The organism is Nitrospira sp., from assembly GCA_035968315.1.
GTDB lineage: Bacteria > Nitrospirota > Nitrospiria > Nitrospirales > Nitrospiraceae > Nitrospira_D.
Map to the genome: position 1 here is coordinate 58,369 of JAVYIN010000009.1, position 22,238 is coordinate 80,606.

19 protein-coding genes are annotated in these 22,238 nt (G+C 60.1%); 8 read left to right on the top strand and 11 right to left on the bottom strand.

What is annotated here, in order from left to right; genetic code table 11:
• Nucleotides 1–164: 164 nt before the first annotated feature.
• Complete coding sequence (locus tag RI101_13550) at nucleotides 165–2,759, bottom strand: ATP-binding cassette domain-containing protein (protein MEC4891074.1); 2,595 nt, start codon at nucleotides 2,757–2,759, stop codon at nucleotides 165–167.
• 71 nt (nucleotides 2,760–2,830) lie between these two features.
• Between RI101_13550 and RI101_13555 the strand changes: the two genes are divergently transcribed.
• The 6 genes from RI101_13555 to RI101_13580 all read left to right on the top strand — a co-directional run bounded on the left by RI101_13555 (nucleotide 2,831) and on the right by RI101_13580 (nucleotide 10,551).
• On the top strand, nucleotides 2,831–3,595 hold the full coding sequence (locus RI101_13555; GenBank protein ID MEC4891075.1) for a class I SAM-dependent methyltransferase: 765 nt from the start codon (nucleotides 2,831–2,833) through the stop codon (nucleotides 3,593–3,595).
• Nucleotides 3,596–3,669: 74 nt separating this feature from the next.
• Nucleotides 3,670–5,313 carry a radical SAM protein gene (locus RI101_13560; protein ID MEC4891076.1) on the top strand — a complete coding sequence of 548 codons (1,644 nt, stop codon included), beginning with the start codon at nucleotides 3,670–3,672 and terminating at the stop codon, nucleotides 5,311–5,313.
• A 169-nt stretch (nucleotides 5,314–5,482) separates the two neighbouring features.
• Nucleotides 5,483–7,576, top strand: a complete 2,094-nt coding sequence (locus RI101_13565; protein ID MEC4891077.1) for a universal stress protein — start codon at nucleotides 5,483–5,485, stop codon at nucleotides 7,574–7,576.
• Nucleotides 7,576–8,973, top strand: a complete 1,398-nt coding sequence (locus RI101_13570; GenBank protein MEC4891078.1) for a radical SAM protein — start codon at nucleotides 7,576–7,578, stop codon at nucleotides 8,971–8,973. The genes RI101_13565 and RI101_13570 overlap by 1 nt, the downstream gene beginning before the upstream one ends.
• A gap of 89 nt (nucleotides 8,974–9,062) precedes the next feature.
• A complete protein-coding gene (locus RI101_13575; protein ID MEC4891079.1) occupies nucleotides 9,063–9,572 on the top strand; it encodes a hypothetical protein in 510 nt (169 codons plus the stop codon).
• 565 nt (nucleotides 9,573–10,137) lie between these two features.
• Nucleotides 10,138–10,551 (top strand): hypothetical protein, encoded by a 414-nt coding sequence (locus RI101_13580; GenBank protein ID MEC4891080.1) that lies wholly within the window; start codon nucleotides 10,138–10,140, stop codon nucleotides 10,549–10,551.
• Between the two features lie 86 nt (nucleotides 10,552–10,637).
• On the opposite strand, the gene RI101_13585 is transcribed toward RI101_13580, so the two are convergent.
• From RI101_13585 to larC, 8 genes are all read right to left on the bottom strand, one after another.
• Nucleotides 10,638–11,405, bottom strand: coding sequence for a 2OG-Fe(II) oxygenase (locus RI101_13585; GenBank protein MEC4891081.1), 768 nt, complete (start codon nucleotides 11,403–11,405; stop codon nucleotides 10,638–10,640).
• A gap of 41 nt (nucleotides 11,406–11,446) precedes the next feature.
• Nucleotides 11,447–12,160 carry an outer membrane lipoprotein carrier protein LolA gene (locus RI101_13590; protein ID MEC4891082.1) on the bottom strand — a complete coding sequence of 238 codons (714 nt, stop codon included), beginning with the start codon at nucleotides 12,158–12,160 and terminating at the stop codon, nucleotides 11,447–11,449.
• Complete coding sequence (locus RI101_13595) at nucleotides 12,157–14,577, bottom strand: DNA translocase FtsK 4TM domain-containing protein (GenBank protein MEC4891083.1); 2,421 nt, start codon at nucleotides 14,575–14,577, stop codon at nucleotides 12,157–12,159. The genes RI101_13590 and RI101_13595 overlap by 4 nt, the downstream gene beginning before the upstream one ends.
• A gap of 76 nt (nucleotides 14,578–14,653) precedes the next feature.
• Entirely contained in the window at nucleotides 14,654–15,457 is an 804-nt protein-coding gene (gene rsmA / locus RI101_13600; protein MEC4891084.1) for a 16S rRNA (adenine(1518)-N(6)/adenine(1519)-N(6))-dimethyltransferase RsmA, read from the bottom strand.
• A gap of 3 nt (nucleotides 15,458–15,460) precedes the next feature.
• Complete coding sequence (locus RI101_13605; protein MEC4891085.1) at nucleotides 15,461–15,787, bottom strand: hypothetical protein; 327 nt, start codon at nucleotides 15,785–15,787, stop codon at nucleotides 15,461–15,463.
• Nucleotides 15,784–16,851, bottom strand: coding sequence for a 4-hydroxythreonine-4-phosphate dehydrogenase PdxA (pdxA, locus tag RI101_13610; protein ID MEC4891086.1), 1,068 nt, complete (start codon nucleotides 16,849–16,851; stop codon nucleotides 15,784–15,786). Before pdxA ends, RI101_13605 begins: the two co-directional genes overlap by 4 nt.
• Before the next feature lie 11 nt (nucleotides 16,852–16,862).
• Nucleotides 16,863–17,870, bottom strand: a complete 1,008-nt coding sequence (locus tag RI101_13615; protein MEC4891087.1) for a hypothetical protein — start codon at nucleotides 17,868–17,870, stop codon at nucleotides 16,863–16,865.
• Nucleotides 17,867–19,072, bottom strand: a complete 1,206-nt coding sequence (gene larC, locus RI101_13620; GenBank protein MEC4891088.1) for a nickel pincer cofactor biosynthesis protein LarC — start codon at nucleotides 19,070–19,072, stop codon at nucleotides 17,867–17,869. The genes RI101_13615 and larC overlap by 4 nt, the downstream gene beginning before the upstream one ends.
• A gap of 257 nt (nucleotides 19,073–19,329) precedes the next feature.
• Here larC and RI101_13625 point away from each other — a divergent pair, with 257 nt between their 5' ends.
• Entirely contained in the window at nucleotides 19,330–19,911 is a 582-nt protein-coding gene (locus RI101_13625; GenBank protein ID MEC4891089.1) for a hypothetical protein, read from the top strand.
• Nucleotides 19,912–19,966: 55 nt separating this feature from the next.
• On the opposite strand, the gene larB is transcribed toward RI101_13625, so the two are convergent.
• Nucleotides 19,967–20,734, bottom strand: a complete 768-nt coding sequence (larB, locus tag RI101_13630) for a nickel pincer cofactor biosynthesis protein LarB (protein MEC4891090.1) — start codon at nucleotides 20,732–20,734, stop codon at nucleotides 19,967–19,969.
• Entirely contained in the window at nucleotides 20,731–21,750 is a 1,020-nt protein-coding gene (locus tag RI101_13635; protein MEC4891091.1) for an NAD(P)H-dependent glycerol-3-phosphate dehydrogenase, read from the bottom strand. Before RI101_13635 ends, larB begins: the two co-directional genes overlap by 4 nt.
• 120 nt (nucleotides 21,751–21,870) lie before the next feature.
• Here RI101_13635 and RI101_13640 point away from each other — a divergent pair, with 120 nt between their 5' ends.
• Nucleotides 21,871–22,227 (top strand): hypothetical protein, encoded by a 357-nt coding sequence (locus tag RI101_13640; GenBank protein MEC4891092.1) that lies wholly within the window; start codon nucleotides 21,871–21,873, stop codon nucleotides 22,225–22,227.
• Nucleotides 22,228–22,238: the final 11 nt, after the last annotated feature.

Below are 22,238 nucleotides of genomic sequence, written 5' to 3' on the forward strand. Positions count from 1 at the left end.
TGGGAGTCGCCATAGCGGGCGCAGCCAGATGACAGCCACGAGAGTGCCGAGTGCGACGGCATGCGATTCTTATCGCGCCTTAGAGTCGCACGCGGCCAATGGTAAGAGACCAGTAGCAGACTCTATCCCTCGCATCATGGCGACTCCCGAACGCTCCGCCCTTCCTAAATCCCCGCTTCCCTCAACACCTGCCCCGTATACGACCGTTTCGACTTCGCCACTTCGCGGGGCGGACCTTCGACGACGATCTCGCCGCCTCGGTCGCCGCCTTCTGGGCCGAGATCGATGATCCAGTCGGCATTCTTAATGACATCGAGATTATGCTCAATCACAAGGACGGTATTGCCCGCTTCCACTAATCGGTCCAGCACGTCGATCAGCCGCTGCACATCGGCAAAATGAAGCCCGGTCGTCGGCTCGTCCAGGATATACAACGTCCGCCCGGTGGGCCGCTTCGACAGCTCGCGTGACAGCTTCACCCGCTGCGCCTCGCCGCCAGACAACGTGGTGGCCGACTGGCCAAGCTTCACATAGTGCAAGCCAACATCGTGCAGCGTTTCCAGCTTCCGTTTGATGAAGGGGATGTGTTCGAAAAACTCTACGGCGTCGTCCACCGTCATGTTCAACACATCGGCGATGCTCTTGCCCTTGTGATGAATCTCCAGCGTTTCGCGGTTGTACCGCTGGCCCTTGCAGACTTCGCAAGTCACATAGACATCCGGCAGGAAATGCATCTCGATCTTGATGAGCCCGTCACCCTGGCAAGCCTCGCAGCGCCCGCCCTTCACGTTGAAACTGTACCGTCCCGGCTTATAACCCCGCACCCGCGATTCGGGCAGATTCGAGTAGAGATCGCGGATAAAGCTGAAGAGGCCCGTATAGGTCGCAGGGTTGGATCGGGGTGTGCGGCCGATCGGCGATTGATCGATATCGATGACCTTATCGAGCGCCTCGACGCCGAGCAATTCCTTGCACCCATCCAGCTTCACGACTTTCCGCTTCCGAGCCGGCCGGCCTTCCTCCTGCCGCAGGCCGCGTGCCGCCTGACGAGACGGTGGCTGATCGCCCGGCACAGACGCCTCTTTCCCCAGCGTCTGCATGAGCGAATGAAAGAGCACTTCCAACACCAGCGTACTCTTGCCTGAACCGGACACGCCGGTCACACAGGTCATCAGGCCCAAGGGAATTTTGGCCGAGACATTCTTGAGGTTATGCTTGTTCGCTCCCACGACCGAGAGATAGCCCTTGGGCTTGCGGACGCGCTGCGGCAGGGACACGATTTGCGTCCCGCGCAGGTATTGCCCTGTGATGGAGTCGGGATTGCCCATCACCTCCTGCGGCGTGCCCTGCGCAATGACATGCCCGCCATGCGTCCCGGCCCCAGGCCCCATGTCGAGGAGGTGATCCGCCGCCATCATCGTTTCGGCATCGTGCTCCACGACCACGACTGTGTTGCCGAGATCGCGCAGGCGGAGCAACGTCTGCAACAGGCGGCGATTGTCCCGCTGATGGAGTCCGATCGAGGGCTCGTCGAGGATGTAGAGCACCCCGACGAGGCCCGAGCCAATCTGCGTGGCCAGCCTGATGCGCTGTCCCTCGCCGCCCGACAAGGTCGCGGCGGCGCGATCCAAGGTCAAGTAATCGAGGCCGACGTTGACCAAGAAGCCCAGCCGCTCGCGGATCTCCTTCAGAATGCGATGCGCGATGACCAGCTCCCGGTCGGTAAACTTCAGCGAGACAAAAAACTCCGCCGCCGCCCTGATCGACAGACTCGTCACTTCTGCAATGGATTTCTGTTCGAGCTTGATCGCGAGGCTTTCCGGCTTGAGCCTGGCCCCCTGGCAGACTTCACAGGCATCGAGCAGCGTGAAATCTTCGTCCTCGGGACAGCCGGGCGTCACCTGATAGCCGATGCCGTCACAGGCCGGGCAGGCTCCATGCGGACTATTGAACGAAAAGATCCGGGGCTCGACTTCCGGATAGCTCACGCCGCACTTGATGCAGGCCAGCTTGTCGCTATAGAGCCGGGTCTTGCCATCGTCGGTCAGGACCGCGACCAGCCCCCCGGTCAGCTTCAGCGAGGTCTCGACGGAATCGGCGAGGCGCCGCATCAGCGCCTCGCCCGCCTTCATCACCAGGCGATCGACGATGATCTCAATGGTGTGCTTTTTCTGTTTATCAAGGACGATGTCTTCGCCGAGATCGACCATCTCGCCGTTCACGCGTGCCCGCACATACCCGGCCCGGCGCATCTCCAGCAGCTCTTTGCGATATTCCCCTTTGCGCCCCCGGGCAATCGGCGCCAAGATCTGAAATTTGCTGCCCTCAGGAAGTCCCGCGATCGCATCGACCATCTGTTGGACGGTCTGGGCGGCGATTTCTTCTCCGCACTGAAAACAGTAGGGCCGCCCGACTCGCGCGAACAGCAGCCTCAGGTAGTCGTAAATCTCCGTCACCGTGCCGACCGTGGACCGGGGATTATGGCTGGTGCTCTTCTGTTCGATGGAAATGGCCGGCGAGAGGCCTTCAATAGAATCGACGTCCGGCTTGCCCATCTGTTCGAGGAACTGCCGGGCATAGGCCGAGAGGGATTCAACATACCGCCGCTGGCCTTCGGCGTAGATCGTGTCGAACGCCAACGACGATTTCCCTGATCCGCTCAAGCCCGTAATGACGACCAGCTTGTCACGCGGAATGGTGACGTCAATGTTCTTGAGATTGTGCTCGCGTGCGCCCTTGATGATGATCGAATGGCTCATAGGGGCGGGATTATACCATGTGCAGCCGGTTACCTTGACAAAGGCGGAAAGCAGGTGCTACCACGACTGCCATGGTACAAGCGGAACAGACGACGACTTCCCCCGCTCCCCAGGCGGTCTCTACCTGGACCGGGTCCGCGCGCGAACAGGCTGTGCAGCGGATGTTCACGGCCATCGCCGGGGTCTACGATCTTAATAACACGCTACTCAGCTTCGGGCTCCATTACCGTTGGAAGAAAATCACCGCTTCATTGGTCCCAAAAGTCGAGCAGGGGACTGCGCTTGACGTGGGAGCTGGCACAGCCGACCTGGCCCTGCTCGTGGAGCCCCGCATGGGTGCCAATGGTCGTGTGGTCGCCTCCGATCTCAATCACGCCATGCTCGCCGAAGGCCTGAGAAAGGTTGCAGGCAAGGGACTCGCGGGAAAAATTACTTGTTTGCAAGCCAACGCGGAACACTTGGGATTTGCGGATAACACGTTTGACGCGGTGACCACCGGCTTTTGCATGCGCAATGTCGGGAATCTGCCGCAAGCGGTCGGCGAGATCCGCCGGGTGATGAAGCCGGGCGGGACCTTTGTCTGCCTGGAGTTCTCCCGGCCGGTCTTCGGCTGGCTGCGGGCGCTCTATGATTGGTATTCATTTAAATTACTGCCCTGGATTGGGACGAAAGTCGCGCGGGACACCACCGGCGTCTATGAATATCTGCCCGCTTCGATCCGCACGTTCCCCGATCAGGAACGGCTCTGCCAGGTGCTGCGCGACGTCGGCTTCCGCCAGGTGTCCTATAAGAACCTGACGGGCGGAATCGTGGCGATCCATGTGGCAACAAAATAGGCGAGAGACGCGAGGCTAGAGGCGATGGGCACGCGATTCCCTTTCTTACCTCTCGCCACTTGCCCAGAATTAACATGAATTCTATCTTATACGTCTTTCTGCCCTGCAAAAAGGTCTATCCGATCGGGATCACCTATCTGGCCGACTTCATTCATCGCCGGAGGCCGGAGGTGCGCCAGCAGATCCTGGATCTCTCGCTCTTTCCCGCGTCCCAGCGCAGCCAGGCCCTCCGGGATGCGGCGACGGCCTTCAAGCCGGACTTGGTCTGTTTCTCCTGGCGCGATATCCAGATCTTCTCGCCCCATGAAGGCGACTCGTCGCTGGAACATGCGTTCAATTTTTATTTTGCGAGCAACCCGATCAAGCGGGTCGCCGCCTCGTTCGCGGGATTGAAGCAGCTCTACCGCTATTACAGCCACATCTACACGATCCTGTCGTACCCCTGGCTGATGCGAAAAGAGTTTCCCAAGACGCAGATCATGATCGGCGGCGGGGCGTTTACGGCCTTTGCCGATCAGCTGATTGAGAAGCTCCCCGAAGGCACGATCGGGATTCTCGGCGAGGGCGAAGACGCCATCCTAAAAATGGTCGAAGGCCAGTCGCTTGAGGGGGAACGCTATATCGTCCGGGAAGGGAAGAATATCCGCAAAGGCCAGCAGGGCACGATGGCCTTGCTCGACGCCCTCACTGTGGATCTCCCCTATCTAACCTCCATCTTCCCTCAGTACCGGGAATTCCAGAACGAGTCCATCGGGGTACAGACGAAGCGCGGCTGCCCCTACGACTGCGCTTTTTGCCTCTACCCCTATATTGAAGGCAAGCGGGTCCGGTACCGTCCCCCTTCCATGGTCGTGAAGGACATTTCCCAGCACTACCATCAGTGGGGAGCGCGGCGGTTCTGGTTTACCGATGCGCAATTCATTACCGGGAAAGAGGCCTATCCTCAATGCACGGAAATTCTCGAACGGATCATCAGTGAAAAGCTGGAGATCGAGTGGTCGGGCTATATTCGCACCTCGCTCATTACCCCCGAGTTGGCCAAGTTAATGGTCCGGTCGGGGGTCGGCGATCTTGAAGTCGCCATCACGTCAGGCTCTCAGGAGGTCTTAAACAACCTCCACATGGGCTTCAAGCTGGAGCGGCTCTACGATGGATGCCGCTACCTGGCGGAAGCAGGCTTCAAGGGAAAGGTGATCCTGAACTACTCGCTCAATTCCCCCAAGGAGACGGAAGAGTCCCTCTTACAGAGCGTGGAGTCCTATAAAATGGTCGCCTCCATCCTGGGAGAAGAACGGGTCTTCCCCTTGATGTTCTTCCTGGGCATTCAGCCCAATACCGATCTCGAACAGCGGCTTCTTGAAGAGGGCTACCTCTCCGCCGGGTATAATCCGCTGATGCTGACGCCCACCAGCATCCGAAAGCTGCTCTATAACCCCGCGCCACTGAACAAGATTATCGCCAAAGCCTGTTTGAAAGCCTGGGAACGAAAAGCCGGCAGCCGGGACCCCAGAAAATGGACCGGCTCCCTCTCTCAGACGGCCACTCCCACGACAACCGCTCAACCAGCTCAGTATGCCGACAAGAGCTTGTCCAAAGGAATCGAAGGGAATTCGGGGCGGGATGCCCTCCTGACTCTTGAGGAGATCCTTCGCTCTCGAAAAGCTCCACCCACGGCAGTATCGTCAGACTCAAAATCAGTGGCGCCCCCGACTTCCTAACCTTGCCCGGCAAGGCAACCCGTGAGCCTCATAGTCGCCTTGCAATCCAGTTCAGGCTAGTGCTATCATCCGTCCTCTTTTATGCTGGGGATCATAGGCAACTGTTTGGTTTTTCTGACAATTATCAGAATCACCCCCGGCGGTTAGCGGGCCTAGAGGAGGCGTGTTCATGTATAAGACGATCTACGTCCCGGTCGATAATTCCGACCATTCCAATACAGCCGTCGATGTCGGCGTCGAGTTCGCGAAAACCTTTGGCTCCAAGATTGTCGGCAGCCACGTCTACGCGGCGAAGATGCACGACAAGCGCTTCAAGCAAATGGAAGCGGGATTGCCCGAGGAATACCATGATGAGAAGGAACTGGACCGCCAGCGGCAGATCCACGACTCGCTGATTACGCGCGGGTTGCAGATCATCACGGACTCGTACCTCGACTATGTCGACAAGAAGTGCAACGAAGCCAACCTCCCGGTCGAGCGCCGCTCTCTTGAGGGCCGCAACTGGAAGGCGCTGGTCGAAGACATCAATACCAACGCCTACGATCTGGTGATCATGGGCGCGCTGGGCGTCGGCGCGGTGAAGGATAGCGTGATCGGCAGCAATACCGAGCGCGTGATCCGCCGGATCCGCAACTCGGACATGTTCATCATCAAGAACACCGAGCCGATGAACAACGGCAAAATCGTCGTCGCCGTGGACGGCAGCCCCTACTCGTTCGGCGGTCTCATGACCGGCCTCGCGCTGGGCAAAGCCTTCAACCGCCCGGTCGAAGCCATCTCCGCGTTTGACCCTTATTTCCATTACGCCGCGTTTCATAGCATCTCCGGCGTCCTGAACGAAGAAGCCGGGAAGGTCTTCCGCTTCAAAGAACAGGAAAAGCTGCACGAAGAAATCATCGACAGCGGCCTCGCCAAGATTTACCAGTCCCATCTGGATATCTCCCGCGAGATTGCCCAGGCCGAAGAATCCGATATCAAGACGACCCTGCTCGACGGCAAAGCCTTTGAAAAGATCATTCAATATGTCCGCAAGGACGTGCCCTGGCTCCTGATCGTCGGCCGCATCGGCGTCCATAGCGATGAGGACATGGACATCGGCAGCAACACCGAGAACCTCTTGCGGAGCGCGCCCTGCAACGTGCTGGTGTCGAACCGCAAGTATGTGCCGCCGATCGATACCCAAGCCGAGTACACGATCGCCTGGACGGAAGAAGCGCTGCGGCGCATGGAAAAGATTCCGGTCTTCGCCCGTGGCGTCGCCAAGACGGCGATCCACCGGTACGCGATCGAAAAGGGGCATACGATCATCAGCAATACCGTCGTGGATTCGGCCGTCGGCCACATCCTCCCCAAAGGCGCCATGGATGCCATGCGCGCGCTGGGCGGCAACCTGGACGCCGCCGGGATCGACCGGGACAAAATGCAGGCGGACGACTCAGTGGCGAAAGACCTCATGGGCAACACCCTCAGCGGGATGATGACCCAGGTCGTCGAGGAAAAGCCTACGAACAGCCCGTCCACGCAAGCATATCTCGACCGGATGAGCCAGAACTACTTCGTCTGCGACGGCTGCGGCTACATCGGCAAGGGCGAAACGCCGGTCAAGTGCCCGGTCTGCGCGGCGGAAGGCAACCGCTTCAAACAAGTCGACAAGACGATCTTCGACGCCGCGGCGAAAACCGAAGGCGAACTGGAAACCGACCTCGCCTACGACGATGTGCCAATGCAGTGGACGAAGGATGCGAAGGAAGCGATTCGCGCCGTCCCGGCGGGATTCCAACGCCGCCGTGCGAAAGCCAAGATCGAAAAGACCGCCCGGAAGCTCGGCATGACGACCATTACGCTCGAATACGCCGCGCCCATGATCAAGGAAGCGGCGGATGAAGATTATCAGCCGATCTTTGCGAACAAGGACGCCGGCACGTCGCAGGAAGCGGAAGAAACGCTCGCGGCCGTCACCAATGGCACAAACGGAAACGGCCAGGGGAATGGAAACGGCCATGTTGAAGCCGCCTCTCCCTACACCTGGACCGCCGACGCGCAAGCCCGTCTGGAGCGCGCCCCCGAAGGATTCATGCGGGAGTGCACGAAGGCGTTGATCGAGAAGCATGCGGAAAAGATCGGCGCGACCCTGATCACCATCGAAGTGGCCACCGAAGGCATTGAGCAGGCCAAAGGGTATATGGCGGATGCCATGAAAACCGGCAATTTGAAAGACATGATTGCCAACCTGACTGGGCCAAAGTCCGGGGCCAGCCACTAATGGGAAAATCGCTTCCGATCCTCAATATTCCGTCCATGACGGGATCGTTGGGGGCATTCCAACAACAGATTACGCAGTTCTTCACCCCTGGCCCCAAAGGCCAAGGGGTGAACGACGGGCGGACCGTTGACGACTTCAAGCCCTACCTTGTCGCGCTGAACCTCACCAAGCGCTGCAATCTGAAATGCGACCATTGCTACCTCGACGCCACCACCAAAGCGGCGGGCGGGGACGACGAACTGAGCACGGAAGAGTGCTACAAGCTCATCGATCAGATTGCCGAGGTGAACAAAGGCTGTCTCCTGGTCATCACGGGCGGTGAACCGCTGGTGCGGCCTGATATTCTGGACATTGCCCGGCATGCGGTGAAGCTCGGCTTCATGGTGGTCTTCGGCACCAACGGCATGCTCATCAACGATCAGATGGCCAAGACCTTGGTCGAGATCGGTGTGATGGGTGTGGGCATCAGCATCGATTCACTGGATGCGGCGAAACACAACCAGTTCCGCGGAGTCCCCGGGGCCTGGGAAGCGGCGGTCGCAGGCATCGAAGCCTCCAAACGCAATGGGCTGCAGTTCCAAGTCCATTTCAGCGCCCAGCCCATGAACTATCAAGAATTGCCCGCGGTCCTTGAATGGTCTCACAACCTCGGCGCCCGTGTCTTGAACGTCTTCTTCATGGTCTGTACCGGCCGTGGCGAGGAACTCACCGATATCACACCGGCTCAATATGAAGAAGTCCTGGGCTATCTGATCGACTGCCAGGACAATTACAAAGGCATGCTGGTCCGCGCCCGTTGCGCCCCCCATTTCAAGCGGCTGGCCTACGAGAAGGATCCCAACTCGCCGATTACCAAAGCGACCGGCTACATGGGCGGAGGCTGCCTCGCTGGAACCAATTATGCCCGCGTGACACCGAATGGCGAACTGACCCCCTGCCCCTACATGCCGCTGTCGGCCGGCAATATCCGCGAGAAGAGCTTCGTCGACCTCTGGGAAAAATCCGATGTCTTCAACTCATTCCGCTACCCGCAACTGAAGGGGAAATGCGGCGACTGTGAATACACCGACATCTGCGGAGGCTGTCGGGCCCGTCCCTATGTGGATCATGGCGATTGGCTGGACGAAGACGAATGGTGCCTCTACACCCCCAAGGGTGGCGAAAAGATCAAAGTGGCCTTTAACACCCCGGAAGAATCGGAAGTCGCCTGGGATGAGGCCTCCTCACTCAGACTCAGCCGCATCCCCTATTTCCTCCGGGCGATGGTCAAGAAGGGCGTCGACAAGCATGCCCGCGAGAATAATGTCCCGCTGGTCACCATCGAATTGATGGAAGAATTGCGGAAGAAACGCTTTGGCAATGACGCGCCGGTCTTCAAATTCGACCGTGAGACGTAATACGTGAAACGTAAGCTGATCACAATCCAAGACTCTTGGATAGCTCCTTGCGTTTCACTTTTCACCTTTCACGCTTCACGAGCCTAAACATGGACGCCCTCCAAAGTTTTTTCGTCGATCTCAATACGCTGATCCCGATCATCAATCACTGGTTTCACCTCTTGTCCGCCGTGATTTGGATCGGAGGGCTCGCGTTTCTCGTCATGGCCGTGACGCCAGGACTGAAAAAAACCGTCGCAAAGGACCAGATCAAGCCCATTACGGATGTCTTCTATCAGCACTATAAGAAAGTGGCCGGCATTCTCCTGGTCGTGCTGTTGTTTACAGGAGGCGTCAACCTCCACTATGTGAATCAGGTCATGACATCCCAGACCCAACTGGGCATCCAGCACAATGCCAAGTACCTGACCATATTCTTTATTAAGCTCGGCCTCGTCCTGTGCCTCTTGACCCTCTTCCTCTACACCGTGATCTTCAAGTCAGATGAGGATGACGACGAAGAAGTCGAGTACGAGGCCATTCCCTACCAGCGCGCCGCCCTCTGGATGGGCTTCTTCATCATTCTGTGCGCATCCGCCCTGAAGCATCTGCATCAATAGAGCTATCCCCACTCCCTCGCTCGCCCTTCTCAGTCGCTTCGCCTGTATCTAACAAGATACCTGGCGTACCATTTTGGATACGCCGCATAACGCCATTTCCATTTCTCTTTTTCCGCTCCGTTCTCCATCTATTACACGCATTATTGAAATCAACCACTTAGATATTTGTGATAGCTATTGACCATTTCGAAATACTGGTATGACCATTGCTGAAGAGCAAGGACAGCATTAACGTATGTCTTACCAATAATTTGTATTTGGATATGGCTTTGCTGCAAGAGCTCCCGACAGAAGCATCCCCTTCTCCCAACTCACTATGGCATGGACTGAAGCCGTCGGCCTTCCATCATGATCTTGAGGGTTCCCCTCTACATGATGCTGTCGCTGCGAGATTGTGCCCATCTCACAACGCACTGACGCCTTTACCCATGGCCATGAGCGCCGTGCCTCCACCAGGAGGCACGGCCTGCTTCCGCCATTCACAGCTTTGGACGGCGATGCCAGAGCCACGCGTTCCTCTCCCTCAACTCATCGTGATCATGCGCCAGCATGCGAAAGGACTCTCATGTTGATCGGCGAATCACCCAGACAAAAGACCGTCAATCCGACAAAACGGTTGCGCCAGCGTGCAGTCGCGCCACAAGCGAAAACGACCAGGCTCACCATTACGCTCCCTTCCCATCTGGTCGAGCAATTGCGGGATGTCGTGTATTGGAACCCGCAGACGACCTTGGCCTGGCTCGTCGAAGGCGCCCTGCTGGCGGAAATCAAAAAGATGGAGCACGCAAACAAGGGGCCGTTCCCTCGCCGAACCGCCGAATTAAAATCGGGCCGTCCACGGATCAGCAACAGTTCTGTACGCAACCCTGCTTCGATGATCCTGCCCGCGGCTGCGCTGCAACCGCCGGAACAATCAGGAACGCCGCACCGATTGATTATTTCGACACCGCTCGAGGCCAACACGGAATGCGAGCATTAGCGATACCCCGCCTCGGTACCACTCTCCGTCCCCCGAGGACAGAGTCATCGATCAAGGGCGAACCGCTAGAGTTCTGTGGCAGAAGGTCAGGAAGAGGACCGGCCGGAAAAGGCCCGCTTAAAAACGGTCTTCAAGCCGAAGTAGGCAAACGAGTCTTTGAGATTTGAGTAGAGCCGCTTGAATCGGCCCATCTCGGGATTCGTAACATATTCCATAGTTAGGACAATGCGCTCCTCTCCCTCTCCCAAGGGAGTCACGGCATGCCAGAGCTTATCCCCGTTGAAGATCACCATATCGCCTGGCTCGGTAATCAGTTCGAGATGCCGGGTTTCTTTTGTCGGATCGTCCTTGAATAGATCACACACGAGTTTGCACTGCGCCGACCGATCGACCAGCCCCAACAAGATCGTATAGCGCGCCCCCTTGTAGTACGACGTATCGTAGTGGAACCCGATATGATCTCCCGGCTCTGTATAGTAGTAGAGCGCGCAGGAATGCGGATCGTTGTCTGGGCAGAGCAACAGATCGGCGTGCACCAGCCGATTGAGGAAGCCGCGATAGGACGCCGACCGATAGAGATCGAGAAAGAGCGCGGACTGTTCGAGCACCGTATAGTAGCTGACGCTGCCGCCCTTTTTGTGCCCTGGGATATAGTTCCGGTTCAGACTGGGCTGCAGCCCGTGGGCCTGCGGCACCAACACCTCTTCCACAAACGACCGCGGGAGAAATTGCTTGATGACGAGAAATTCGTTTTGCGCCCAGTACGTTTTGTGCGCCTGCTCGAAATCGATCGCCGCCACCGCTTGATCGATCCTGTCACTCACGACACGCTTCTGTTCAGCTTGCATGCTCATCGCTCACCTGCGTTGCGCTTCCTCTTACCCCTATTCCGGCGTTAATTCAGCACCGGGGCCTTGACCACCTCAACATCAGGCGGCGTTTTGAAATCGAAGACCTCGTTTCCCAGCCCGACATTCGGCTTCAGCGACGAAAACTCAAATGTCGCCACATTCCCATTCACCTCATAGAGCCAAACCGTTCGGATGAAATAGGTCTTGGGGAACACCTCCACCACAATCCGCTGCACTGGACGAGCGGGGTCGCCTTCCTGTCCTTTCGGCGTGAGGCTCAGCAACCGCAGCCCCCCCACCCCCCGGTCCTTTTTCCCCGTTGCCGGAGCCACCTCGAACGACTCTTCCAGCTTGGCCGCGCCCTGCAAGAGTTCGAGCGGCGCTTGCGAAGCCGCCATGCGCGTCAGCTTCCCCACCAGCACTTGCTTGTGTTCCGGCACATACACTTTCACATCGTCCTGGTTCACGTAGATCTGCTCGGTCGCCGGTTCGAGGTAATCCCATCGCAACCGGCCTGGTTTCTTGATGTAGACCTTGCCGGACGATGTCACCGGCCGCTCAAACCCTTCGATCCTGGTCTGTTGGGTAAAGTCCGCTTGAAGATCTTTCGTTTTCTCGTATCGGGCCTGAAGCTGTTTCACGATGTCCTGCACTTCCACCAGCGCCTTGTCGTCGATGGCGAAATCACCCGCCCACGCGGTTCCCGCCAGAACCATGCAACCGGCACAGACAACCGCCCGCATCAGTCTCACCATCATGCTTCAGCCGCTCCCACCGGCCCTCGACGGCCCAACACTTCCCGCCGGCCGTCACGGCCCGCGGCGCCCACAATCCCGTCCGCCTCCATCTGCTCGATCATGCGCGCGGCACGGGGATAGCCCACCCGCAACCGCCGTTGAATCAACGACGCCGACGCCTGCCCGGTCGACAGCACCAAGTCCTTGGCCTGTTCGTACACCTCGTCCTTGGCCTCCTCCTCTGCCGCGTCCTCCTGCTTGAGCGATTGCAGCTCGGGATCGTACTTCGGCAGCGCCTGCTTCTTCACAAACTCCACAACCCGCCGCACATCGTCATCGGAGACAAACGATCCATGCAAACGAGCAAGCCGGCCGGTCCCGGAGGCGAGATACAGCATATCCCCGCGCCCGAGAAGCGCCTCGGCGCCGTTGGCATCGAGAATCGTGCGCGAATCGGTTTTCGACGACACTTGGAAGGCAATGCGTGCCGGAAAGTTGGCCTTGATGAGTCCGGTCAGCACATCCACCGACGGCCGCTGCGTGGCCAGCACCAGATGGATGCCGGAGGCTCTGGCCATTTGCGCCAACCGCGCGATCTTATCCTCTACATCCTTGGGGGCCACCATCATGAGATCCGCCAACTCGTCGATCATCACGACAATGTACGGAAGCGGTTCCGGCGGAGTCGGCCGGTCACGCGGGCCAGGATTCACCTCGGGGTCGGTGGACTCGCCGGCGGCCAAACGCGCTTCCTCGGTCAAAAACTGCATGGGCAATTCAGGCTGATTGGCCGCCGCCGTCTCTTCCGCAAAGGCTTCATGCAGCCCGGCCACCTTGCGATTGTACGCATCGATGTTCCGGACACCCGCTTCCGAAAGCAGTTTGTAGCGGCGCTCCATCTCGGCTACCACCCATCCCAACCCACGCGCCGCAGACTTTGCATCGGTGATGACCGGCCGCAGCAAGTGAGGGATGCCGTCGTAGGCCGAAAACTCCAGCATCTTCGGATCGATCAAGAGGAGCTTGACCTCGCTCGGCCGCGCAGAAAAGAGAATGCTCAACAACATCGTGTTGAGCCCGACGCTCTTGCCGGCCCCGGTCGCGCCGGCCACCAGCAAATGCGGCATGGTTTTGAGATCCGCCGTCGCCGGGGCGCCGAAGATATCCTTGCCCAGCGCCAGCGTGAGCTTCGAGCGGGCCTTCGTAAAGATCTCGCTCATCACGACTTCTTTCATCGACACCGTCTCGCGAGCCAGGTTGGGCACTTCGATCCCGACCACCGACTTCCCCGGGATCGGCGCAACAATGCGCAAGCTCGTCGCCTTCAGCCCAAGCGCCAGGTCATCGGCCAAGTTGACGATCCTCGCGACTTTGGTGCCGGGCGACGGCTCAAACTCATACATCGTCACGACCGGGCCCGGCCGCACCTCCGTCACCTTCCCCTCGATGCCAAAGCTCGTCAAGGCCCGCATCAACACATCCGACTGCGCTTTCAACTCGTCATCCGACATGCGGGTGACCGGACCGCTGGGATCGGTCAACAGCTCATCCGGATCGGGCAGCTGATAGTCGCCCGCATCGACGGATACCGGAGCAATCTCCGGCTCCGACTCCGTAGCGTCCGCAGAAGAGGTCACCGCCTGCAAAGGCGGCTGGATGACCGGCCATTCGGTCGGTGGATTGGGAACCGCCTCTTCCGCAGAAATGGCAGCCACATCAACGCTCTCCTGAGAAACAGCCGGCTTGGCGGCTTTCCCTCTCTGTCTCCGATTCGCCGTGTCCGCAACGGCCGGTTCGGCCCGTTCAGGCAGCACCGCCGCCAATCGTTCGCGCAGCGCCGCCCAGCGGGCGGGAACCGCATGAATGAACTCGGTGAGGGAAAGCGGCGTCGTAAACAGCAGCGATACGAGAAATCCGGCGATAATCAATATGTGCGCGCCCGTGCTGGCAAACCATGCCCGCAGCCCCTCGGCCACCATCTGGCCGCACAGCCCTCCGGCAACCCCGCGATAGACCAAGCCGCTGGTGAAGGTCGGCACGGCGGTCGCTTCCAGATGCAGAAAGGCGCTGAGAAAGAGCACCGCGGCGAGGGAACTCCCCGCCGTGCGCAAGCGGATGCTGACAGGACTCTGCGAAAAGCAGCGCAGGCCCACCCGCCCGAGTAATAGGGGGAAGAGATAGGCTGCGCCGCCGATGAGATAAAAGAATCCGCCGGCGAGCACCGCGCCGAATGATCCAATGAGATTGCGTGGAGGATTCGCCGCCGGCGCCCCCGCCGCGACCGTCTTGGCCTCACCCGGCACGAACGAGAGCAGGCTGAGCAGCGTGAGCAGGCTCAACGCGATCAGCACCACCCCAATCACTTCACGCTGGATGTGGGAAGGAGGAGACGGGGCCCGGCGGGCTTCGCCCCGCTTCGAGGACGTAGTAGCTCCCATGGGCGGATGCTAACACAGGGGCGACATCGTTTCAAACGATGGACCGGAAGATGCCGGTGATCAGCCCCACACCGCCTCAACCGCGAGAAGCGATGGCCCTTGTCAACTGTATCAACTGGTCGAGCGTGAGCACTTCGGCCCGGACAGCAGCGGGAAGGTTCAGCTGATCGACCGCTCCGGCAATGCGCACCTGATCGTAGCCTTCGTCTTTGAGCGAATTCATGAGCGTCTTGCGCCGATGGGCAAAAGCGGCTTTCACCAACGAAGCAAATTTCGGCTCCTCCTCCCGGCTCAGTTCCCTCTGCGGCCTGGTGCGTAATAACACCACGGCGGAGCCGACTTCCGGCCTGGGCCTGAAACACTGGGCGGACACACGGAAGGCCTTCGTGATGTCCGCGGCGTACTGCGCCATCACGGAGAGCACGCCGTAATCCGCTGTGCCGGGTTTCGCCACGAGCCGGTCGGCCACTTCGTTCTGCAGCATGAGCACCATGCGTGGAATCCGGTCGCGGTGCTCCAGCAATCTGAATAGCAGGGGCGTGGAAATGTAATACGGCAGGTTGGCGACCACGACCGTACCGGTCGGCAGCGCTTCGAAGGAATAGGTCAGCGCATCGCCTAACACGAGGGTGAGATTCGGAAACTCGGCCTGGCGGCCGGCGATATAGGCGTGCAGCCGGGGATCGATCTCCACCGCGGTGACCTGCCCCGCGGCCTTGCACAGGGCCTCCGTCAGGATGCCACGCCCCGGTCCGATTTCGAGCGCATGCGTCTCCTGCCTCACTTCAGCCAGAGCGACGATCTTGCGAACGATATTGGGATCGATGAGAAAATTCTGGCCGAGACGCTTATTGGCTGGGGGAAGCTCGGGGAACGTCACCAGCTATGTCCCACTGGGTGGACGAGGCGCGGCTTGGGCCAGCTGCTTGGCGAGCGTCGTCAGCGGCGTCCGGTAGGCCTCAATCAGATCGGTGAATTCCTCGACCAGATCGTTCGTAAACGACGGGCCCGGATGCAGCGCGGCAAAATTCTGGATCGGCTGGGCGCCCAGCGCCTCCGTGAGCAGCGCCACGGTGCGCGCTTTCCACTTGGCCACCCGCTCGGTCCCGGCCACGGTATTGAGATCCTCCATGGTCTGTTTGGCAATGGCGTCCAGCTCTTTCACCTGCTGCTGGACAATGGCGAGTCCCCGATTCGCTTGCTCTGTCATCGTTGCCTCGCTGTAGGACGCATCGAACGTTTTACCCGTCGTTTGACGGCCAGGGTCGCCGCAAGTGTCACGGCTTCGAGCAAACTGCCGGGATCGGCAATGCCCTTCCCGACGATGTCGAAGGCCGTGCCATGATCCACCGAAGTGCGAATGATCGGCAGTCCCACCGTGACATTCACACAGGTGCCGAATGCGACCAGCTTCAGCGGGATCAACCCCTGATCATGATACATCGCCACGATGCCGTCGTATTGTCCTTTGACGGCCTTTCCGAACAGCGTATCGGCCGGCTGAGGGTCGCTGGCCAAAATCCCCCGCGCCTGCGCCGCGCGAGCGGCGGGAAGAATCACGCGGGCCTCCTCATTGCCGAACAGCCCGTGCTCGCCGGCATGCGGATTCAACGCCGCCACGCCGATGCGGGGCTTCTTGATGCCATAGAGGTCCGTCAGCGCCTGATGGGCCAGGCGAATCCCCTTTTCGATCTTGGCCTTCGTCAGAAGCTTCGGCAAATCCTTGATCGCCACATGCGTCGTCACAAACATGATGCGCAGCGGGCCGCCCACGATCATCATGCCGGATTCCTGCGTCTTCGTCAGATCCGCGAGCAATTCCGTATGACCGGGATAATGGCAGCCCGCCATGTTGATGGCTTCTTTATTGATCGGCGCCGTCACAATGCCGTCGATGCACCCCAGCTCCGCCAGATGCACGGCCTTTTTGATGAACGCCACGGACGCCGCGCCGGTCTCCTTCGCCGCCACGCCGGGCTGAAACTTCTTGAGCGGCCGCGCCAAAGGATCCAGCACGACCACCGTCTGTCCCTTGGCCGAAGCCGGGTCATAGTCATCGGCCCGCACGACCTTCGCTTTCAGCCGCAAGGCTTTGACCGTCTGGGCCATCACCGGATACGATCCGATGACCAGCGGGAGGCACAGCCGGTCGAGCTGGCCGCCGGCCAAGGCTTTGGCAATTACCTCCGGGCCGATCCCGGCAGGATCGCCCATCGTAATCCCCAACAGCGGCATTTCATCCAATTCGATCTTCGCCTGCTTCACGTTCAGCACCCCTCACTCACTCACCCGCCGACATAGAGATACACCGTGTACCCTATATAAAGGATGGCACCAGCACTCAGCAACCAGGGTTGCCAGCGCCCGCGCACCAGAATCTGGAGCAGACAGAGCCCGGCTCCGACGACGGCCAGCACCATGGCGAGCAATGCGGACGGCGCCAGAGCCCATTCCGTGCCGATCAAGCCCACAGAAACCGGGAAGGTGCCCTGGAACACCATCGCACCAGTCACATTCCCGACCGCCAAACGGTCTTTCTTGCGATAGAGCCAGAGAAAGCTGTTGGACATCTCCGGCAACTCCGTCGCCAGCGGGGCGATGAGCAACGCCAGGACCAATGGAGAAATGGCCAGCGCCGTCGCCATGGTCTCCGCCGCCGTCACGAACAGATGGGCGCCGAGAATCAATCCACCAAGCCCTGTCCCCGCTTGCAACCCGATCATGCCATAGGACGGCGTCTGCGCCTGCTTCGCGAACAGCAGCGGTTCGAGCGAGCCCTCGCCGCCCTCTTCATCCTCGGCGCTAAACTTGATCTTCATGTAGTAGATGTACAGGCTGATGAGGCTGGCCGCCGCGACCAGATGCACCGTGCGCGACGGCACGAACACGCAACCCAGCGCCACTATATAGCTGATACAGAAGAAGGTCAGGTCCGTCCGGACTTCGCCGTAGTTGAGGTGAAACTGCGCCGTCCGCTTGCCCGCCCGCGCATAGAGCACGAGCAGGGCCGCGAGGATCGGCAAGACCAGCGTGTTGAGCATGAAGGGCGCGCCGAGGATCGCGCCCAACCCCACCTCGGCCTCTTGGCGGCTGGTTCCGAAAAAGATGGCAATGACGGGAATCGACGTTTCCGGCAACGTCGTGCCGATCGCCGCAAAGATGCTGCCGACCGCGCCTTCGGAAATTCCCAGGCGCTTGCCCAGCCATTCAATGGCATTGGTAAACAGCCCGCACCCGCCCAGTGTGACGGCGACGGACACAATGAAAAGAAGCACGTAGAGAAGAATGGTCACGCGCGTACCCGGCCTTTGCGAGTGCTCACCTGCGAGTAGGCCTGCCGCGCGTCATCCAAGACATCCTTGAGCGGGCGGCCGGTCCGAACGGCAATCTGTTTACAATCGGCATATTCCGGGGCCGCCTTTTCCCATCCCGCGCCGATTTCCGCGACTTTCATCTGCACCGTCCCTCCCGGCACCTTCACGGCCACAAATCGTCGAGCCAGCACCTGCCTCGCCACTTCTTGCATCCGCACCCCCAGCGCCGTCGTCTCCAAAAACAGCACCTCCAGCACGGCATCCAGCTGATCCGGCGCGGCCAGACAACTCACCACCACGCCGGGCCGGCTGCGTTTCATGATGACCGGGGTGAGGGTGACATCCAACGCGCCGACGGCAAACAACTGCTCCATCACATGTTCATAGGCCTGAGGCGTCAGATCGTCCAGATTGGTTTCGATCTGCATCACCCGATCGGTGGGACGCAGGCTCGATGTGGCCTCCTCGGAGAGGAACACGCGCAAGACATTCGGCCAGCCCTCGGGATCGGCATCGCCTGCGCCACAGCCCATCTGGCTGACCGTCATCGCCGGCATCGGCCCAAACGACGACGCCAGGGTGCGCAACAGCGCCACGCCCGTCGGAGTGGCCAGCTCGCATCGCGGCCCGTCCGAGTAGATGGGAATGCCCTGTGCCAGCGCCGCGACCGCCGGACCGGGCACCGGCAACAGGCCATGCGCCGTCTGAATGGTTCCCGCGCCGGCATTGATCGGAGAAGACGTGACCTGCGTCACCCCGAGCAAGTGACAACCCAACACGCCCCCCACCACATCGATGAACGAATCGATCACGCCCACTTCATGAAAATGCACATCTTTTTTGGCCACGCGATGGGCCAGCCCTTCGGCTTCGGCCAGCCGGTCGAACACGGCCCGGCTCTGTTCTTTCACCACTGGCGGCAGCGTGCTGGCTGACAGCACCCGATGGATGCGCGCCAGTGTCAGCGGCCGATCGAACCCGCGTTTGATCACCACATTGATCTTGGTCGCGTGCAGAGCCCCGCGATGGACCTGCCGCTGCTCCAGCCGATACCCGCTCAACTTCAGCCGTTTCAGTTCCTTGGCCAATGTGGCCAATGAGAGCCCGGCATCGACCAGCGCACCAAGCACCATGTCGCCGCTCACACCGGAGAAACAATCAAAATGCAGCTGTCGTCCCAAGGCCATTCCTCGTTCGTCTCAATTTGAAAGGCCGCCCATCTTACCCAACGTGGCCCACAACGGCAATCGCTTCAGCGGGCTTCGACAGCAGGAGGCTCAAAAAGTCAGTCCAGCAAGGCCGCAGCGAGCGAAGAGGCGAGTCGTACGCTTCAGTACGTCGAGCCTCTGAGCGATGCGAGAACGCCGCTGGCTGGCTTTTTCAGCATCCTGTTAGCTCTTTCGTTGACAGCCTGGGAGGGCTGTGTTATCCCCCCTATATGACACACACCTATCATGAAGCGGCAACGATCGTCTCAGGCCACGTGATTACCGCCAGCCAGCGCGAGAGACGTTCCCCCGGACGCCTTCCAGTCATCGGGCTCCTGCTGGGATGCGCACTCAGCCTGATCGGGTTCCTCCCCGCTGACGGATTCGCCAAAACCAAAGCCCCGCGGGCTCCCCGGCCTGAACCGGAACTCAAAATCCTGGATTTGGCCATTTCGCCGACGCCCTTCGTCGTATCGAACGGATCGCTGGAATTTTCCGTCACGATCCAGCTTCCTAAAGAATTGGACAGCGCGACCGTGCTCGAAGTCTCCTCGCTGATCAGCTCGCCATCGAAAACATCCCTGCGATTTCTCTCCCAGCGAAAAGAGGTCCAGCCGCAACCGTCGCCAAACGGCGGACGACAAACCGTTTCCCTCCGCCTGACCTGGGACGGACAAGATCAGAGCAAACAGCAAGCCCCGGCCGGCACCTATTCGTATGAAGTCCGTACGAAGTTACTGACCAACGGGGAGAAGGGCCTGCGCACCTCAATGGTCGCCTGGCCCAAACGCGGAACCTTGGAAGTGAAATAACTTTGCCAATGGCACTAGGCGAGGGGCGAGAGGCAAGGGGTATGTCTCTTGTCCTCTAGCCTCTAGCCTCAGCCCTCGTGCCCAGCATATTAATCCGGTGCGCCAGGCATCCGGCGCCAAATCCATTGTCGATATTCATCACCCCGACACCGGCCGCGCAGGAATTCAGCATCGTCAAGAGCGCGGCCAGCCCGCCGAAGCTCGCGCCATAGCCTCTGCTGGTCGGCACCGCCACCACGGGGCAATCGACCAACCCGCCGACAACACTCGGCAACACCCCATCCATCCCGGCCACCACAATCGCCACACGGGCTTCGAACAGCCGATCCTTGCGCCCCAAGAGGCGATGCAGTCCAGCCACGCCCACGTCGTAGAGCGTTTCGACCCGGCTCCCCATCACCTCCGCCGTCACACGGGCCTCTTCGGCCACCGGCACATCGGCGGTGCCCGCCGTCAGGACCAGCACATGCCCCGCGCGGCGCGGGCGCGCGGCCTCGATCGACACGATGCGCGCGGCCTCATGATACCGGGCCCGCCGGTCAAGCTTGGTGATCGCCTTGGCCACGGCCGGCTCGGCTCTCGTGGCAAGAAAGGGCCCGCCCTTCTTGATCAAGGCCCGGGCAATCGCCAGCACCTGTTTCGTGGTCTTGCCTTCGCACAACAATACTTCCGGAAAGCCCTGGCGAAGCGACCGGTGGTGGTCGAGCGAGGCAAATCCGAGGTCTTCAAACGGCATCGTCCGCAGCCGCTGCACCGCTTGGGAAACAGGCAGGCGCCCGTCCTTCACCTCGTTCAACAGCTGTGCGAGTCCTTCGGGGCTCATGCCCGTCCTTTCTCCAGCTTGGCATCCCGTTCCATGAGATCGCTCACCGCCTTGCGGCAGGATTTTCCGTCGAACAGCACGGCATTGATTTCCTGGGTAATCGGCATCTCCACCCCATGACGGCGCGCGAGACCCAGCGCCGCCCGCGCCGTGCGCACCCCTTCCGCCACCGCCTGCATGCCGCCCAAAATCGTGTCGAGCCTGTCCCCCTGGCCCAGCCGCACGCCCACCGTATGATTCCGGCTGAGCGAGCCCGTGCAGGTCAAGACCAGATCGCCAACCCCGGAGAGTCCATAGAACGTGCGCGGATCCGCCCCCATCGCGACACCCAGACGGACGATCTCCGCCAACCCTCTGGTGATCAAGGCCGCGCGCGCATTAAAACCGAGCCCCAATCCATCGACCACTCCGGCGGCCAAGGCCATCACGTTCTTCAGCGCCCCGCCCAACTGCACGCCAATGAGGTCGCTATCCGCATAGACCCGGAATGAGGGCGTCATCAACGCGGCCTGAAACCGCCCCACCAGCTCAGGGTCCCGGCCGGCCAGGCAGACCGCCGTCGGCTTGCCGGCACTCAACTCGCTCGCGAAACTCGGGCCGGATAAGGCCATGAGGTACCGCTCCATCGACTCCGGCAGCACCTCATCCATGACCTGGGTCATCAGCTTGGAGCTGTCCTCTTCGACGCCCTTGGTCGCACTGATGAAGGGAACCGGACGTGAGAGGCAGGGCGCCAGATTGCGCAGCACCTGCCGGGTGACATGCGAGGGGACCACAAAGAGAATGCCGTCAGCCTGCTCAACCGCGTCCGTCAACGACGAGGTCGCTGTCAGCGTGCGCGGCAGGGCGACACCGGGGAGAAATACCTTATTTTCATGTGCCGTATTGACGGACTCGACCACATCATGTTCATAGGCCCAGAGGCGCACCTCCAGCCCTTTCTCGGCCAGATGTTTGGCCAGCGCCGTACCCCAGGCCCCGGCACCGATTACGCCTAGTTTTTTGACATCCTGCATAAAAGGAACTTCCATCCTGTGGGAGGGCAACTCATGGAACGGCGCGGATTATAGCCTGCTCCGTCCAGATCTGCCAATCGGCGTTGCCTCTGCCGGCACATCCACCGTATGATGGCCGCCATGCAACTCTGCCCATCCTGCCGCCGGTCACAGCCGGAGATTCATCGGTTCTGCACCCAATGCGGCCAGCGCCTCGACACACAAGGCTCCGCGCAGCACCGCACACCCGCGCCCCCCTCGACACCAGAACAACTGAGCCTCAACGTCCTGTATGGCATGGTGGCGGCGCTGATCGTCGCGGTCCTGTTTCCGCCCTGGGAAACCCCTCCGTCCCAGCCGCCGGAATTTCTTGGCATCCATTTCTTCCTGTCCCCGCCGGCGCCCGACGCCATCGTGAGCCGCATGCTGCTCACCATCGAACTCACGACCATCACCATTGGCGGGCTCTATGCCGCCTTCTTTTTTCGAAAGCGATAACTCATAGGCGT

Coding starts and splice junctions, on each gene's coding strand:
- RI101_13550 (MEC4891074.1), bottom strand. CDS start 2,759: ATGAGCCATTCGATCATCATCAAGGGCGCACGCGAGCACAATCTCAAG.
- RI101_13605 (MEC4891085.1), bottom strand. CDS start 15,787: ATGACAGAGCAAGCGAATCGGGGACTCGCCATTGTCCAGCAGCAGGTG.
- RI101_13595 (MEC4891083.1), bottom strand. CDS start 14,577: ATGGGAGCTACTACGTCCTCGAAGCGGGGCGAAGCCCGCCGGGCCCCG.
- RI101_13580 (MEC4891080.1), top strand. CDS start 10,138: ATGTTGATCGGCGAATCACCCAGACAAAAGACCGTCAATCCGACAAAA.
- RI101_13560 (MEC4891076.1), top strand. CDS start 3,670: ATGAATTCTATCTTATACGTCTTTCTGCCCTGCAAAAAGGTCTATCCG.
- RI101_13590 (MEC4891082.1), bottom strand. CDS start 12,160: ATGATGGTGAGACTGATGCGGGCGGTTGTCTGTGCCGGTTGCATGGTT.
- RI101_13565 (MEC4891077.1), top strand. CDS start 5,483: ATGTATAAGACGATCTACGTCCCGGTCGATAATTCCGACCATTCCAAT.
- RI101_13635 (MEC4891091.1), bottom strand. CDS start 21,750: ATGCAGGATGTCAAAAAACTAGGCGTAATCGGTGCCGGGGCCTGGGGT.
- RI101_13625 (MEC4891089.1), top strand. CDS start 19,330: ATGACACACACCTATCATGAAGCGGCAACGATCGTCTCAGGCCACGTG.
- RI101_13585 (MEC4891081.1), bottom strand. CDS start 11,405: ATGAGCATGCAAGCTGAACAGAAGCGTGTCGTGAGTGACAGGATCGAT.
- RI101_13570 (MEC4891078.1), top strand. CDS start 7,576: ATGGGAAAATCGCTTCCGATCCTCAATATTCCGTCCATGACGGGATCG.
- RI101_13575 (MEC4891079.1), top strand. CDS start 9,063: ATGGACGCCCTCCAAAGTTTTTTCGTCGATCTCAATACGCTGATCCCG.
- larB (MEC4891090.1), bottom strand. CDS start 20,734: ATGAGCCCCGAAGGACTCGCACAGCTGTTGAACGAGGTGAAGGACGGG.
- RI101_13640 (MEC4891092.1), top strand. CDS start 21,871: ATGCAACTCTGCCCATCCTGCCGCCGGTCACAGCCGGAGATTCATCGG.
- RI101_13555 (MEC4891075.1), top strand. CDS start 2,831: ATGGTACAAGCGGAACAGACGACGACTTCCCCCGCTCCCCAGGCGGTC.